The sequence below is a fragment of the Affinirhizobium helianthi genome (assembly GCF_042680945.1).
Classification (GTDB): Bacteria; Pseudomonadota; Alphaproteobacteria; order Rhizobiales; family Rhizobiaceae; genus Neorhizobium; species Neorhizobium helianthi.
Genome location: NZ_JBHUEQ010000032.1, coordinates 23,364 through 39,377 on the forward strand (window position 1 = coordinate 23,364; position 16,014 = coordinate 39,377).

Below are 16,014 nucleotides of genomic sequence, written 5' to 3' on the forward strand. Positions count from 1 at the left end.
CCGCAGCCTTGCCTATGGACGCGGACGCCAATCGCGCTATTCTCCTTTTAAAACAACGGCCTTCCGGGGGATTTGCGATGGCTGAGAACGAATCCGGCACGATGCAGGATACCGCCGTGGAAGCTGTGGAGGCGATCGCCTGGCCGGAAGCGGACGAATTCGTGGCAGAACATTACGGCCTGGCGGGTGAAATCACCACCTACCGGGATGAGCCACCCAGCTATTTCGTCCGCTATGAGGAAGTCGTCTGCCGTCTGGACTTCGGCTCCTCGGCAGAAGAATTACGTCGCTTCCGCCATGAGCAGGATTTGCTGCATCACATTCGCTCGGCCATCGGGCGCGTCGACGCACCGGAGGTTCTCGCCTCCCAGCAAGGACCGGAACTGATCGCACTCGATGGAACGCCTGCGGAAGGCGACCAACCCTTTGCCCGCCTCTTCGCCCTGCCACCGGGCGTATTGATGCCCGACGCAGAAACGCTGACCCCGAAGGAGCTTGAAAGACTGGGCGCCTTCGGTGCGCAACTGGTGAGGGATCTATCCGCAGCCGACGAACGAGAAAGCAGCGACGAGCCAACCGTTCCCCTCCTGGCAGAAGAAGATCTTCGCCAGGCAGGTCCGCAGGTGGTGCAATGCCTTCGCCTCATGAGCGATCCAGCCGTTCGCGATCCCATTGCCAAGGCGACCGTTATTGCTCTGCGCAAGGTGCAATCGCTCGGAGACAGGCTGCGTTCCCAGTTGATCCACCACCATCCCGCAGGAGATAGTCTGGTTGGGATTGTTACCGAAGATGGATGGGTGCCAACGGGCTTCTGCGACCCGGATGCCTTGGGCGAGGGGTGGATTGTTGCCGTGCTGGCAGCCATCTGTGGAGATGTTCTCGGCGCGGCGGGCGGCACCGTTTCCGACATACTGCCGGTCGTAAAGGCGTTTCACGCCGAACTTCCGTTGAACGAGGCGGAGCTTTCGGCGCTCTGGCCGCTCACACTGGCGCGAATCGCGTTGAAGCGGGCGCAGCTGGAACTCGATTCGACAGAGGCCGACGCACAGGATCTTCGGCTTATTCGCCGCCAGTTTGACATCGCATCCTCTGCCGATCCGATCCTTGTGGAAGCACAGATCCATGAGGCCGTGGATTGGCCCCTGCCGCCGATACCGGAGTTTTCTCCGCTGCTGCCGGAGGTCGATAGTGCCGATATTCGTCTGGTCGATCTCTCGCCTGCCAGTCCGCTCTTTGCGGAAGGAAACTGGAATGACGCCGAAATCGATTGGCGGCTTCTTGCCCGCATCGCCTGGGACACCAAAATGGGTGCAACCCGCTTCGGCGAATATCGCCTGTCGCGCGGGGGAGCAGCAGATGCAGACAATCTCTCCCTGCACGTAGACTTCTGCCTACCGGCTGGCGTCACGGTTGCGGCCCCTTTCGGCGGCACCATTACGCAGGTCAGCGGCCCCCTCACCCTCACCAGCAAGGAGGCGACGCTTTATCTGGAGGGCGCGGAAACCGTTCTGGCTGAAGGTACCATGCTTTTTGCAGGCGATCGCATCGGCTCAGTCGCTGGCGCGGAGGGCTCGGTCGGCGGCTTGCGCATCCGGCTTGCCCGCTATCCCGATATCGACCCGCCTTTGTTCGCCAATGCAAAGACAGCCGGGCTATGGGAACGAATCGTTCTCTCTCCTTCCGCCATCCTCGGACTGGATGTCGATGCCCCCAGCGAAGAGAGCACGGAATATGTCCGGGGCTGGAAGGAGTTTCTTTTCGACGCCCAGGGACGCCGCTATATCGACCTGACCGGTGCAGCTGGCCTGCTTGGCTACGGCAATCCCGAGCTGGCAGGCTCTGCCTACAGGCAATGGCTTCTCCTCGGCGGCGTTCCCGGAACGGGCATAGAGCGCGAGTATCAGGCGGCTTTGCTGCAAGATATGCCCGGTCATCTCGATACGATCCTTGCCCTGACGGATGAACTACAGGCCATGGAGATCGCACGTCAGCTGGCGGAGCGGCTCTTCGATCCGGAAGACGGTGCTGTCATCGCTGACGAACGCAGATCCGGCTTCTGGCGCAGCGGTACACATTTTTGGAGCTTTCAAAGCGAAGGAATCGTTCCCGATATCATCGTCACCGGCTCGCCGGTGCCACAGGAGCGTCTGGCAGCGGTGATCCTCAGCCGCAAGGTTCTGCCGGAAGGACTGGAACTGCCGCAGCCCGACGCAAGCACCGTCGGTTGCCGGATGGGCCTCACAGTTCTGGATGCCCTGGAAGACTCCTCGCTGCGCGAGCATGCCTCACATATCGGCGCGCTTTTGCGCAAGCGGCTTGACGATTTGAAGGAGAGGCATCCGGCCATCATCGACATTCGCGGTCAGGGCCTTTCGGTTGACCTGCAACTTTCAGGCGTTTCAGCCCAGACCCTCGTTCGGGCACTGGAGAAGGAAGGCATCCTGCTGGCACCTCCCTTGGAAACGGATAGCATCTCGCTCACCGCACCCCTTTGCATGTCGGAGGAAACGGTGGACCACGTGATAGCTTCGCTGTCCCGGCTCCTTCCTGTTCGCGAAACGGAGCGTCAGCCGGAGCCATCGAAGGACGAGACACAAAAGCTCACAAATCCGTCAATCCGAAATGCGGAGACCTTGCCGGAAGAAGCGGCAAAACCCATCTAGCCGCTTCCCGATTGCGGGCAGCTATGCGAACAAGATTTCACATAACTGCCGCAATCCTGTCATGGAACAGAAAAAAATTCTAGGTAGACAGGATTCCGATTGAACTTGCGCTGCGACTCGCTTATGGTTCCCGAACCTGAGACGAGCCTCGAAGGTTCTGTCCGGAGAAGCGCAACTTGAATGAGGGAGAGTGATTATGATGCATCTTATCCGCACTGCTCTTCTTTGCTGTGCGCATGATGTGAAACGCGTGGGCGATTTCTCCACCCCACGCTGTCGAATGTGACCTTCACAGTCCAGTGATCTGAGAAGTCAAATTCGTCATTGCTGCCTCGCGCAGCCACACTAGGAGTACGACCATGCAAAAGCAGGTTATTGAGTACGGCGGAGAGCCTGTCGGCATCGTTGTTCCTGACAACGATCGGTTGAAGTTTATTGCTGTCAAGTTTCATGTCATCGATCTGGATGAGCAGCGCTTTGCCTCCGCAGATGAGGTGCGCCTCGCAATTCGCAACCACGTCCGCGGCCAAGCCCTGCCGGAACGGCGAGCTGTCGCCTGATCAATGCTGTATTTAGAGATTTAGGCCGCCCGTGCATTCGCACCGGGCGGCTTTCCGGTTTCACGGGTCAGAACGCCGTGAAGGTCAGCGTCGTCAGGGAGCGCTCTATTCCTGGAATAGAGGCGATCTTTTCGTTGACGAACTTGCCGATCTCCTCTCCTTCCGCAAGGTAGATTTTGAGCAGCAGATCCCAGTCACCACTGGTGGAATAGAGTTCGGACACCAGTTCCGTCTTGTAGATGGCATCAGCCACCTCGTAGGTCTTTCCCGGCGCGCAACGCAGCTGGACGAAAATCGGCTTCATGGCACTTCCCGCAGCATGGCCGCCCTGGCGGCCCAATGAACATTAGCCTGACTATTGGCCGAAGCCGTGCCCCGGCGCAACCCGTTGTGAATCGATCTCGTGAAGGAGCCAATCACGAAAAACGGCAAGGGGTGGATAGGAGGCGCGTTCCGGAGGATAGGCCAGAAAATATCGCCCGCTATCGATTTCCGGATCCGGCACCACCGGCACCAGCTTACCCGCCTGAAGCTCACGGGCGATCAGGAAGCCGGGAAGCAGTGCGACACCCATGCCCGCAAGGGCCGCTTCCAGCATGGTCATGAATTGATCGAATAACATTCCATGCAATGCATCGAATTCGATCTGCCGTGCCCTGAACCATCCTTCCCACGCATCAGGCCGTGTATTGAGATGCAACAGCGGAAGAGCCAACACGTCTTCATCACGCAGTACCTTGTGTCGTGAAGCGAATTCAGGACTGCACACGGCAACCGCCTTCTCGTCCAGCAGAAAGGTCAGCGCTGCCCCGGGCCAGCGCGGCGCGCCAAAGTGTATTGCGGCATCCAGCGTGTCGAAACGGAAATCGAAGGGTTCAAGGCGCGTGATCAGATTGACGACAATGCCGGGATGGTCTGCCAGGAAACGGGGCATGCGTGGCGTCAGCCAGCGGGAGCCAAAGAAAGGCAGAATGGCAAGGTTCAATGTGCCGCCTGCGGGGTTTGCACGCAGGTTCAGCGAGGCATTCGAGATACGGCGCAGGGCCTCCCGCACCTCTCTTGCATAGGTGTCGCCTGCAATCGTCAGGCGGATCGTCTGCCGCTGCCTTAGAAAAAGAGAAACACCGAGCTGACGTTCAAGCGCTGCGATCTGGCGGCTGACAGCACTTTGTGTCAGGCCCAGTTCCTTCGCAGCCGCCGTTACGCTTCCAGTACGTGCCGCCGCCTCAAATGCGGCCAGCAAGGAAAATGACGGAAGGAAACGGCGGGGTGGAAGCAAGGCACATCATTCCCTGTTAGAATGAACTGTTGAGAAGAATTCGATATTCACTGCCGCACGCGCTCTGTAAAGATGGAAACCTCACTCCATTCGGATGGCTGACATGCTTGATAATCCGCGCTCTCACGGCCTCTGGGCAAAGACGGCACCGCCAGCACCAGAAACCCTGCCTCTGGCTGGCGATCGCACCGCTGAGATCGTCATCATCGGTGGCGGATACACAGGTCTTTCGGCCGCCCTCCATCTGGCAGAAGCTGGCCGCAGCGTCATTCTGCTGGAAGCCAAGGAAATCGGCTTCGGCGGTGCCGGTCGCAATGTCGGACTGATCAATGCCGGAATGTGGGTCATGCCGGATGACCTGCCCGGCGAACTGGGCGCAGTTCACGGTGAAAGGCTTCTCGATCTGCTGGGAAACGGGCCACGGACGGTGATGAACATCATCGAACGCCACGGTATTGACTGTGAACTCACGCAGACCGGAACACTGCATTGCGCTGTCGGCGACGACGGATTGAAGGAAATCGAGGAACGGGCCCTGCAATGGCAAAAGCGCGGCGCGGCGGTGGAGCTTCTAGACGCAGCAGAGACCGAGCGCCGCATTGGCACAAGCGCTTATCGCGGCGCGTTGCTTGATCGGCGCGCTGGTACGCTTCAACCGCTTGCCTATGTCCGCGGGCTCGCCCATGCGGCCATGAAGGCCGGTGCGGTTCTGCAGACATCCAGCCCGGTCATTGCCTGGCAGGAGAAGCAAAAGCGCCATCTCGTCTCCACCGGCACCGGCAGCGTCACCGCCGATTGGGTTCTTGTCGCAACGGATGCTTATAGCTCCGGCCCGTTTGACGTGGTGCGGAGAGAGCAGGTCCATCTGCCCTATTTCAACCTCGCGACGACGCCGCTCTCCGACAATCTGCGACGCTCCATCCTGCCAGAGCGGGAAGGTTGCTGGGACACGAAGGAAATTCTTTCCTCCTTCCGCATGGATGCCAAGGGAAGGCTCATCTTCGGCTCCGTCGGCGCTTTGCGCGGCACAGGTACCGCAATCCACAAATCCTGGGCACGGCGCGCTCTGGCACGAATTTTCCCGCAATTGCAGGAGATTGCCTTCGAAGCGGAATGGTATGGACAGATCGGCATGACCGATAATGCGCTGCCCCGCTTTCACAAATTCGCAGATCGCGTCGTCGGATTTTCCGGCTATAACGGACGCGGAATTTCGCCAGGCACTGTTTTCGGCAAGCTATTGGCAGAACTGGTAACGGCACAGATCGATGAGGCATCGCTGCCGCTGCCGGTCACAGCCCCCCACGAACCACCGCTTCGCCAGCTCAAGGAAGCCTATTATGAAGTCGGAGCGCAGATTGCTCACTTCGGTAGCGACCGCTTCTAAACCCCATCAACATAACGCATTGAGAGACGAGAAGGACCACGATGAGCCTCGCAAATCTGAACCTTGCCGCTGAAGCGGACGCCATTCTTGCCCGCCTCGGCGTGGAGACATCCGCCTATCGCGGCGGCTCGCTCACTGTCCGTTCGCCCATCTCGGGCGAGGAACTCGGCAAACTGCCTGAAATGGATGCCCGCTCGGCCGAACAAGCCATCGATGCAGCGCATGGCGCATTCCTGGAATGGCGCCTGGTGCCGGCTCCAAAGCGCGGGGAACTGATCCGGCTTTTGGGCGAGGAACTGAGAGCGGCCAAGGCTGATCTCGGGCGTCTGGTTTCCATCGAGGTCGGCAAGATCACCTCCGAAGGCCTGGGCGAAGTGCAGGAAATGATCGACATCTGCGATTTTGCAGTCGGCCTTTCGCGACAGCTCTACGGTCTGACGATTGCAACGGAGCGCGCCGAACACCGGATGATGGAGACCTGGCATCCATTGGGTGTCGTGGGCATCATTTCCGCCTTCAACTTCCCTGTTGCCGTCTGGTCCTGGAATGCGGCGCTCGCTCTGGTTTGTGGCAACGCGACAGTCTGGAAGCCTTCCGAAAAGACGCCATTGACGGCGCTGGCAACACAGGCAATCTTTGAGAAAGCCCTGAAACGGTACATCTCCGAAGGCGGCACCGCACCGAAAAACCTGTCGACCCTGATCATTGGCGGGCGCGACATCGGAGAGGTCATGGTGGACCATCCGAAAGTACCGCTGGTTTCGGCAACCGGCTCCACCGCCATGGGCCGCGCGGTCGGCCCACGCCTCGCCCAGCGCTTTGCCCGCGCCATCCTTGAACTTGGCGGCAATAACGCCGCTATCGTGACACCGACTGCGGATCTGGACCTGACGCTTCGCGGCGTGGCCTTCGCAGCCATGGGAACGGCTGGACAGCGCTGCACCACGCTTCGCCGCCTCTTCGTGCACGAAAGCGTCTATGACAAGCTCGTGCCGCGCCTCCAGAAGGCTTACCAGTCCGTCACCATCGGCAACCCCATGGTAGATGGCAATCTGGTCGGGCCGCTGATCGACAAGGCATCGTTCGAGCGGATGCAAAAGGCACTCAACGCCGCAAAGGCGGAAGGCGGCAAGGTTACAGGCGGTGAACGCGTTCTCGCCGACCAGGCAGCCGACGCCTATTATGTGCGCCCGGCCATCGTGGAAATGCCGTCACAATGCGGACCCGTCGTGGAAGAAACTTTCGCGCCGATCCTCTATGTCATGAAATACAGCGATTTCGATGCCGTGCTTGAGCTGCACAATGGCGTGCCGCAGGGCCTGTCTTCCTCGATTTTCACCAATGATATCCGCGAAGCAGAGACCTTCGTTTCTGACCGCGGCTCCGATTGCGGCATTGCGAACGTCAACATCGGCCCGTCCGGTGCAGAAATTGGCGGCGCATTCGGCGGCGAAAAGGAAACAGGCGGTGGGCGCGAATCCGGCTCGGATGCCTGGAAGGCCTATATGCGCCGCGCCACGAACACGGTGAACTACGGGCGCACCCTGCCGCTTGCACAGGGCGTGAAGTTCGATATCGCGTGATGCATCTGGCATAAATGGCCAATCCTTGTAGGCTGGGCTGCCAGCCTGCAAGGATGTCGAGACATGATTTCTCCCCTCAATCTTCTTACCGACATCGATGGTGTCAGTGTCGGTCACGCAACCGATCTCTCCCTCGGTTCCGGCGTCACCGTCGTGGTCTTCGATGAACCGGCCGTGGCTTCGGGTACTGTTCTCGGCGGCGCTCCCGGCGGTCGCGATACCGCTCTGCTCGATCCATCCATGACAGTCGAGAAGGTCGATGCACTGGTGCTGTCAGGCGGCTCCGCCTATGGATTGGATGCAAGCGGTGGCGTGCAGGCCGGCTTGCGCGAGATCGGGCGCGGCCTGCAGGTAGGCACCACACGGGTTCCCATCGTGCCCCAGGCGATCCTGATGGACCTGCTGAATGGCGGCAATAAGGATTGGGGTCTGCATTCACCCTATCGAGACATGGGTTATCAGGCATTCAGAGCGGCCGCTACGGGCGCCTTCGCCCTTGGGACGGTCGGGGCCGGAACAGGTGCAACGACTGCCACCTTCAAGGGCGGTTTGGGATCGGCCAGTTCCGCGACCGGCAGGGGTCACAAGGTGGCGGCTCTGGTCGCCGTCAATGCCATGGGGTCTGCGACAATTGGCGATGGGCCGCATTTCTGGGCCGCCCCCTTCGAGGAGAAGAGCGAATTTGGCGGGCTGGGATTGCCGGCCAGTTTCAGCGCTGGCGATCGATCGCTCCGGCTGAAGGGGGTAAACCTGAAGGCAACGACCATCGGCATCGTCGTCACGGATGCCTTTCTGACGAAGGCACAGGCGCACCGGCTCTCCATCATGGCCCATGATGGCCTGGCTCGCGCCGTTCTGCCAACACATCTGCCCGCCGATGGCGATACTGTCTTCGCGGCTGCCACCGGGCAAAGACCGATAGAGGATCAGTCGGATTTCATGGAGCTGTGTCACCTGACGACACTGACATATGCAAGAGCCATTGCCCGTGGCGTGTTTGAGGCAACCGCCCTGCCCTACAAGGATGCCCAGAAGGCATGGCGAGACCGCCACGCCTGATCTGGAGATCAAATCTCAAGCTGGCTGGGCAACCGCCTTCATGACCCTGACCGTCACGAACCAGAGCGCCACCCCAAGCGCAAGCAGGATGCCAGCGATGACATATTGAACCGGATCCCGACCCGTCCAGGGACCGGCCAGAAAGATGCAGGTGACCGCGCCAAGCACGGGAACGAATGTGGGTGTACGAAAATGCCTGTGCTCAACCTTGTCCTTGCGCAGCACAAGAACTGCGACATTGACCACCGCAAAGACACAGAGCAGCAACAATGCCGTTGTGCCTCCCAAGGCAGGAACGGCACCAACAAAGCCAATCAGCATCATCGCGATAAGTGTCGTGAAGAGGATGGCGATGTAGGGGGTTCTGCGCTGTGCATGAACCTGACCGAGAATCGCAGGCAGCACCTTTTCCTGCGCCATCCCGTAAATCAGGCGACTTGCCATCATCATGTTGATCAGCGCTGAATTCGCGACTGCAAACATGGTAATGATGCCGAATACACCGACGGGGAAATCCGGCGCGCCCGCCTGAATCACCTTCAGGAGCGGTGTATCGCCCTCACCAAGCTCCTTTGCTGGCACAAGCGTAATCGCTGAGATCGCCACCAGAACATAGATGACCCCGGTAATGACCAATCCGCCCAGAAGCACCTTCGGGAATATCCGGCTCGGCTCCTTGCATTCCTCTGCCATGTTGACCGAATCTTCAAAGCCCACCATGGCGAAAAATGCGAGCGTGGTTGCGGCGATGACGGGCCAGAAGACACCTTGGCCCGGCATGGCTTCGAAGGTGAAGGCACGCGATACATCTCCCTGCCCGCCGAAAATAGCCCAGAAACCGACCCCGATAATGAGCAGCAGGCCGGACAATTCCACCAGGGTCAACAGCACGTTGATGCGCACGCTTTCCCCGACACCGCGAAAATTCACGGCACCGACCAGTGCGATGAAGCCGAGTGCGATGATGGTGACCATGAAGCCGCCCGCGGGCAGGCCGGTGATGACAGCGAAATTGGCGGCAAAGGCACGCGATGCGGTGGAGGCAGAGGTAACGCCAGACGACATGACGGCGAAGGCAACGAGAAATGTGAGGAAGTGAATTCCAAAAGCCCGATGTGTGTAGAGAGCCGCACCCGCCGCTTTTGGATACTTCGTGACCAGCTCCAGATAGCTGAAGGCCGTCAGGAGGGCCACGGCAAAGGCGACCAGGAATGGCAACCACACCATGCCGCCCACTTCGGCAGCCACTTGCCCGGTGAGGGCATAAATACCGGTTCCGAGAATGTCCCCGACAATGAACAGGAGCAGCAGGCCGGGGCCCATGACCCGCTTGAGTTCGTGTTGCTCACCCAGATGTTGAGCCATTTGATTGTCTTGCATGTTCCCTCCCACACAGTGGGCAGAACAACGCGCGATAGGCGTTTGCGGTTCCCGCACCCTGTTTCCCGACCGCGCGTCGGGCACTCAGGGACATTAGTTTATTCGATAAGATTCAATTACTTGCCGGCAGAAATCGGAAATTTTGCTAATGTGGACGCAATTACAACCATTTAGCGAAGCGCCGTTAACCAAGATGGTTAACCAAAAGTAAATATTGCACCTGCGAAAGCAGGTTATGTCTGATAGTGTGTCGGCTATAAGATAACGGGGATGTCGCAGATGACGGAAGTGACGGACTACGAGCGGCTGGCCTATCAGTTGATGAAGGGCGCGGCTCAGATTCCCCTGCAGTCAGACCAGCGCATGCTGTCTCATCCTCCGGCAGCCGATCTGCCAGTTGAAATTGCGTTCAGCATCAAGCGGTGGGAGAATCTGGAGACGCGAATGGATCCGGCCCTTCGCACTCTCTGGTACTACATGAAGCCCGTAACGGCACCGAGCTTTACACCGGGCCTTCTGGCAGATCTCATCGACTTCAGAAACACCATCCAGACCGTCTACCACCGTACACCTCAGGATCAGAAGCTTCTCTATCTCATCAGCGGTTCAGCGCTTCCCGGCATCTATAATCTGGGCGGTGACCTGGGCTATTTTTCGCAGCATATCCGGTCGCGGGACAGCGAGCGGCTTCGCCGCTACGCGCATGACTGCATTGATCTGATGTATTCCTGCGCAAGCAGCCTGGGCCTTCCGATCATCCTCATATCGCTGGTTCAGGGCGATGCGCTGGGAGGCGGATTCGAGGTCGCGCTGTCTTCGGATATCATTATTGCCGAGCGCTCGGCCAAGTTCGGCCTGCCGGAAATTCTGTTCAACCTGTTTCCGGGCATGGGCGCCTATAGCTTCCTCTCCCGCAAGCTTGATCCGGCCCGTGCGACACAAATGATCATGAGCGGCAAGGTCTACACTGCCGACGAACTGCATGAGATGGGGCTCGTCGACGTGGTTGTCGACGACGGGAAAGGTGAGGACGCGGTCCGCGATTACATCGCGCGCAACACCAAGAAGCACGCGATCCATCGCACGATTCGCGATGTTCGCCGCCGCGTGAATGGACTTACCTATGAAGAACTGCGCGACATCGTCGATCTTTGGGTGGATGCAGCCATGAACCTGGATGAGCAGGATCTGCGCCGCATAGAGCGTCTGCGGGCGGCTCAGGCCAAGCGTATCGGCCTGACCTGAGGAAAATTGTCGTTCAGGATGCCAGCTTGCGGCGAGCGTTCAACTCGTCGCGAAAGCGCTCGAGTTCTGCATTGAGCTCGTGAAGACGGAATTCGCCGCTCTGGCTGAGTTCACGATCGGCAATCTCTCGCCAATCCAGGCACATCTGGTAAATACGCATTGCGCCAACATTGGCGGCCGCACTGCGCAGCGCATGCGCGGAATTGCGAAACTCACCCACATCCTCATCCGCCACCGCATGAGCCAGCGCCTTCATTGCGCTGGCGGAATCGTTGATGAACTGCCCGAGTAGCGCGTTGACGAAGTCCTCCCCGCCGAGTTTGGCCAGTGCTTCCGTGGTGGATTCGTCGATAACCGGCTGCTCATCGGCAGACTGCCCCGAGGCATCGGCAGCGATCCCGGCATCGGCCACGGTTTCCTTGCCTTCCAGCAAGCGATCGATTTCATCCAGAAGTCTCTTGGGCTCAATCGGTTTGGTCAGGCATTCCACCATGCCTGCCTCCAGGCAGCGCTCACGCGCTTCGCCCGTCGCATCGGCGGTGAAACCCACAACCGGAATCTGCGGCCCGCCGAGCGATGCGAACTGGTAGAACTTCGTCGCTTCAATGCCGTTCATAACCGGCATGTTCACATCCATCAGCACCAGATCAAAACGGCCGTGCAGCATGCGATCCACTGCCGCTTCTCCGTTTTCGACGATCTCAAAGCTGTGCCCCCCGCTTTCCAGGGTTTTCGCCACCACCATCTGATTGGTCTTGTTGTCGTCGGCGATCAGGATGCGGAAGCTCCGCGCTGGCTTGTCTATCGCATCAGCAGCCGTTTCCGGCGCTCCAGCCAGAAGCGACAGCCGCGCAAGCGCTGGTGCATCCAAATGCTGCAAGGCCGATAGAAAATACTCTTTCTCGCCCGGCGAAAGGGGGGCCTGTGCGTGCAACAGAACAAGGACAGGTTCATCCAGATGGCTGCAGGCAGAAAGCACCTTTGCGGCATCGTAAGCTGTCGGGTCGGAAAGATCGGCGTCGATCAAGACGACAGGGCGGGCAATACCTTCCGCTTGCAGGGCGGCAACGCGTGCTTTCGCGCCGTCAACCGTGCTGCTCACGGCCATATCCATCAGGGCCGGATTCTCGTGATGACGCTGCGAAAGCAGAACGAAGCTGTTCAAATCCGGCGTAGCTGCGGCGTCATGCTCGCCAATTTCCACCGGCAGATAAAAGGAGAATACGCTCCCCTCTCCCAGCCTGCTGCTCACGGAAATCTCTCCGCCCATGGCACGAACGAGCTGGCGAACGATGGCAAGGCCAAGTCCTGTTCCGCCAAATCGATCCATGATGCTGCCATCGGCCTGGGTAAAGCGCTCAAAGATCTTGGCATGCGCTGCGGAATCAATCCCGATACCTGTATCGGCCACTTCGACAGTCAGATCACCATGCCGCTCGCCAATCGAACGGAAGCCGATGTCCAGCCGAATATGGCCTTTCTCGGTAAACTTGACCGCGTTGCTGGCAAGGTTGAGCATGATCTCTTCCAGATGACGCCGATCCGCCAGAACGACATCCGGCGTGTCCTCCTTCAGGTGCAGCGTCACGCGCAGACCTTTCTTGCGGGCCGCCACACCGATCATGGCGCGCACATCGCGCATCAAGCCGGCAACCTCTACTTTTTCGGTCCGGATGGTCATCTGGCCCGCCTCGATGCGGGAGAAATCCAGAACCGTTTCGATGAGTGAAAGAAGCGAACGACCGGAGCGGCCGATCACCCGAACCATCTCATGCTGCTCTGTCTTCAGGCGCGCCTCACCCAGAAGATCGGCAAGACCGATGATGGCGTTCAGCGGTGTTCGCAGCTCATGGCTCATGCTTGCCAGAAACAGGCTCTTTGCGCGGCTGGCCTCTTCCGCTTCCTGCTTGGCTTCCGAAAGCTTGCGGATCAGCTTGGAAGTGTAGGCCGGTATCACCACAAGGGCCAAGGCAAGCCCGATCGAGAAACTGGTCTGTGACTGCCAGTAAGGGGTTGTGAGATAAACGAGACCGAAACAGACAAGCGCCGTGATTGCCGCAATGACGAGATAGGTCAGACCGAAACGAAAGCCATTGCCGAGCACAGCCCAGAAATAGACCAGAATAAACGCGCCACCCGCTTCACCGCTAATGTGCAGGCCAAAAGAAAACAGCCCCAGATCGGCAACAATCCCGATCAGACGTCTGGCATGGGAAACGCCAGGAAACATCAGAAGATGCAGAAAAAGCCCGCCCGCCATGGCTTCGAACGCAAGCGCAGGCAGAGCCGAGATTCGCAGCGCACTGGTGGCGGACTCCGAGCCAAGCAGATGTGCGACAACCAGATAGATCAGGAAGGTCGATGACAGGATCAGCCGGTTCGCGGTCAACTCATGCTCGGTGTCGGGCCGCTGCCTCAACAGGGCACGCATATCATAAACCGACTGCGATATAGGCTGGCGCAGCAACCGGGCGAAATCATAAGGCCTGGGGGGTGTCATGCAGTTAATCCGATACGGGCACTGGCACTCACCAATGCAGTGAACTCCTGCGCGGGCATGGGCTTGCCATAGAGATAGCCCTGCATCACATCGCAGCCATCCGCCTTCAGAAGGTCGGCCTGAGCCTCGGTTTCTACACCTTCGGCAACGACCGTCAGGCCCAGGCTGTGGCCGAGATTGGCAACCGTGCGCACAATCGTGTGGTCACTGGGGTTTTCAACCATGTTCCGCACGAAGCACTGGTCGATCTTGATCCGATCCAGAGGAAACTTCTTGATGTAGTTCAGGGAGGAATAGCCTGTGCCGAAGTCATCGACGGAGATGGACACGCCCAGATCGGCAATCTGCTGCAAGGCTGCGATGACTGCTTCGCTATCCTCCAGCACGATGTTTTCAGTGATTTCGAGATCGAGACAACGGGGATCGAGCTCGGTTGCCGCCAGAGCCTTCACGACCAGAGCCGCAACATTGACGCGTTGGAACTGGATTGGGGAAAGATTCACGCTCATCTTCAGATGGCAAAGACCCATTCGATGCCAGGCCTTTGCCTCCCGGCACGCCTCCATCAAAACCCACTCGTTGATGGGCACGATCATGCCATTCTCTTCGGCACGCGGCAAAAACTCGCCAGGCGCCACGAAGCCCCGCTCCGGGCTTCGCCAGCGCAAAAGTGCTTCCGCGCCGATGATCTGCCCGGTGCTGGCGGAAACCTGCGGCTGGTAGAACAAAACGAATTCGTTGCGTTCAACGGCCTGCCGAAGCTGGCTGTCCAGAGCTGCGTGATTGCGGGTGCGTTCAGCCATGTTGGTTTCAAAAAGGCGGAACTGATTGCCGCCACCGGCCTTTGCCTGCTTCAGCGCCAGTTCGGCATTCTGAACCAGACGGTCGCTATCCTTGGCGTCGATGGGGTAAAGCGTCACGCCGATGCTCGCGCCGCAGGATGCCTCCTTGCCCGCAAACCGAAACGGCGCGCCAATGGCCTCAACAATGCGCTCGGCCATATCCGGTGCAGATGGCCCGCTGCCGGAAAGAACCTGCAGGAAGCTGAAGTCGTCGGCACCCACACGCGCCACCATATCTTCCGGACCGGCAAGCGCCTGAAGCCGCTGCGCCGCTTCTTTCAGGAAAGCATCTCCGGCATCGTGACCGAAAAGCTCATTGATGCTCTTGAACTCGTCAATATCGATCGAGTGCAAGGCAAAGGCGCGATCACCGCGACGTGCACGTGCAACCTCGCGCCGCAGACGATCCTGCATGTAATTGCGGTTCGGCAGATTCGTCACCGGATCGTATTGAAGCGCATGAAGCAGATGCTCTTCCGCGCGCTTGCGATCAGTGATGTCGAGCGCGCTGGTCACGACGCCCACGATAACATCGGCGGAATCCCTCAGGGGGCTCTTTGTCGTGAGGAAAACCCGCTTTTCACCGGCAGCATTGGTCAACTCGCGCTCAAAACTGCTCAGAACCTGGCCGCTGCGCGCCACCTTGCGATCAAGCAATCGATTGGGTGCAACCAGATCGGCATCCACCAGGACATCGCTGCTCTTGCCGACCAGATCGGAGGGCTTGCAGCCGAAGAAATCGCCAACCAGCTGATTGGCAAACAGGATACGACCGTCGAGATCGCTCGCGCTGACCATGGCTGGCACCGTATCGATGACCTGCGCAAGTCGCTCGCTGGAATCGCGAAGGGCTGCTTCGCGGCTTTCTTCGCTGCTGGCCAGTTCCTTGGCCAGCACCTGCGCACGCGATTCCAGCAAAAGCTGCTGCTTGCGAAGCTTCAGCAGATTGCGTGCGCGGGTAACGAATTCCTGATGATCGACAGGGCTTTGCAGGAAATCCGTCGCACCGGCCTCAAGCGCGCGCATACGGAAGCTGCGCTCTTCATACACAGTGATGACGATAACCGGAATTTCCGCAAAACCCGGCAAGCCGCGAAGGGAGCGAATAAAGCCTTCGCCATCCATCACAGGCATCTTGTAGTCGGTGACAATGAGATCCGGCGTCAAACCGGCTTCGAACTCCTGCAAGGCGGCAGATGGATCGCCAAAGAGGCGGATCATCATGCCGTCCTCGATGGAGGATGCCAGCCTCTCGAAGATACGTCGGTTCGTTTCCTGGTCATCGAGAATGGCGATTAGTGGCATTCTGGATCCGATATCATCTCGGCGCGTTCATCGGCACGCCGACGATGCAGCCACGTGCAGTTTCCGGCTCATGAAGAACTCCGGCAATTCATAAAAAGAATTAACCGTGGGGCCATTAAGATTTTGCTAACGAGCTAATCAGGCGAATCAAAACAGGACGGCCACGCTCAAGTTGCAGGCCCTTATGGCACATTAGTTGCTGCGAAACAAC

General features: G+C 58.9%; 11 protein-coding genes. 6 read left to right on the plus strand and 5 right to left on the minus strand.

The features are described 5' to 3' along the window. Window positions 1-77: 77 nt before the first annotated feature. Complete coding sequence (locus ACFSE1_RS16870; protein ID WP_377403882.1) at window positions 78-2,663, plus strand: aminotransferase class III-fold pyridoxal phosphate-dependent enzyme; 2,586 nt, start codon at window positions 78-80, stop codon at window positions 2,661-2,663. 359 nt (window positions 2,664-3,022) lie between these two features. Beyond that, a complete protein-coding gene (locus tag ACFSE1_RS16875) occupies window positions 3,023-3,223 on the plus strand; it encodes a hypothetical protein (RefSeq protein WP_377403885.1) in 201 nt (66 codons plus the stop codon). Between the two features lie 67 nt (window positions 3,224-3,290). Here the strand turns inward: ACFSE1_RS16875 and ACFSE1_RS16880 are convergent, their stop codons facing one another. Together ACFSE1_RS16880 and ACFSE1_RS16885 are read right to left on the minus strand one after the other, a co-directional pair. Next, a complete protein-coding gene (locus ACFSE1_RS16880) occupies window positions 3,291-3,527 on the minus strand; it encodes an Lrp/AsnC ligand binding domain-containing protein (protein ID WP_377403887.1) in 237 nt (78 codons plus the stop codon). A 51-nt stretch (window positions 3,528-3,578) separates the two neighbouring features. Continuing rightward, window positions 3,579-4,502 carry a LysR family transcriptional regulator gene (locus tag ACFSE1_RS16885; protein WP_377403890.1) on the minus strand — a complete coding sequence of 308 codons (924 nt, stop codon included), beginning with the start codon at window positions 4,500-4,502 and terminating at the stop codon, window positions 3,579-3,581. A 103-nt stretch (window positions 4,503-4,605) separates the two neighbouring features. Here ACFSE1_RS16885 and ACFSE1_RS16890 point away from each other — a divergent pair, with 103 nt between their 5' ends. The 3 genes from ACFSE1_RS16890 to ACFSE1_RS16900 all read left to right on the plus strand — a co-directional run bounded on the left by ACFSE1_RS16890 (window position 4,606) and on the right by ACFSE1_RS16900 (window position 8,531). Further along, window positions 4,606-5,889, plus strand: coding sequence for an NAD(P)/FAD-dependent oxidoreductase (locus ACFSE1_RS16890; protein ID WP_377403893.1), 1,284 nt, complete (start codon window positions 4,606-4,608; stop codon window positions 5,887-5,889). 41 nt (window positions 5,890-5,930) lie between these two features. Then, window positions 5,931-7,472 (plus strand): L-piperidine-6-carboxylate dehydrogenase, encoded by a 1,542-nt coding sequence (gene amaB / locus ACFSE1_RS16895; protein WP_377403896.1) that lies wholly within the window; start codon window positions 5,931-5,933, stop codon window positions 7,470-7,472. Window positions 7,473-7,535: 63 nt separating this feature from the next. After that, window positions 7,536-8,531, plus strand: coding sequence for a P1 family peptidase (locus ACFSE1_RS16900; protein WP_377403899.1), 996 nt, complete (start codon window positions 7,536-7,538; stop codon window positions 8,529-8,531). 15 nt (window positions 8,532-8,546) lie between these two features. Here the strand turns inward: ACFSE1_RS16900 and ACFSE1_RS16905 are convergent, their stop codons facing one another. Continuing rightward, the gene (locus tag ACFSE1_RS16905) at window positions 8,547-9,911 is read right to left on the minus strand and encodes an APC family permease (protein WP_377403902.1); all 1,365 of its coding nucleotides are present in this window, start codon (window positions 9,909-9,911) and stop codon (window positions 8,547-8,549) included. A gap of 279 nt (window positions 9,912-10,190) precedes the next feature. Between ACFSE1_RS16905 and ACFSE1_RS16910 the strand changes: the two genes are divergently transcribed. Next, window positions 10,191-11,156, plus strand: coding sequence for a crotonase/enoyl-CoA hydratase family protein (locus ACFSE1_RS16910; protein ID WP_377403905.1), 966 nt, complete (start codon window positions 10,191-10,193; stop codon window positions 11,154-11,156). A gap of 13 nt (window positions 11,157-11,169) precedes the next feature. On the opposite strand, the gene ACFSE1_RS16915 is transcribed toward ACFSE1_RS16910, so the two are convergent. Both ACFSE1_RS16915 and ACFSE1_RS16920 read right to left on the minus strand, forming a co-directional pair. Further along, complete coding sequence (locus ACFSE1_RS16915) at window positions 11,170-13,656, minus strand: ATP-binding protein (protein ID WP_377403908.1); 2,487 nt, start codon at window positions 13,654-13,656, stop codon at window positions 11,170-11,172. Continuing rightward, entirely contained in the window at window positions 13,653-15,803 is a 2,151-nt protein-coding gene (locus ACFSE1_RS16920) for a putative bifunctional diguanylate cyclase/phosphodiesterase (protein ID WP_377403911.1), read from the minus strand. The genes ACFSE1_RS16915 and ACFSE1_RS16920 overlap by 4 nt, the downstream gene beginning before the upstream one ends. Between the last annotated feature and the right edge of the window lie 211 nt (window positions 15,804-16,014).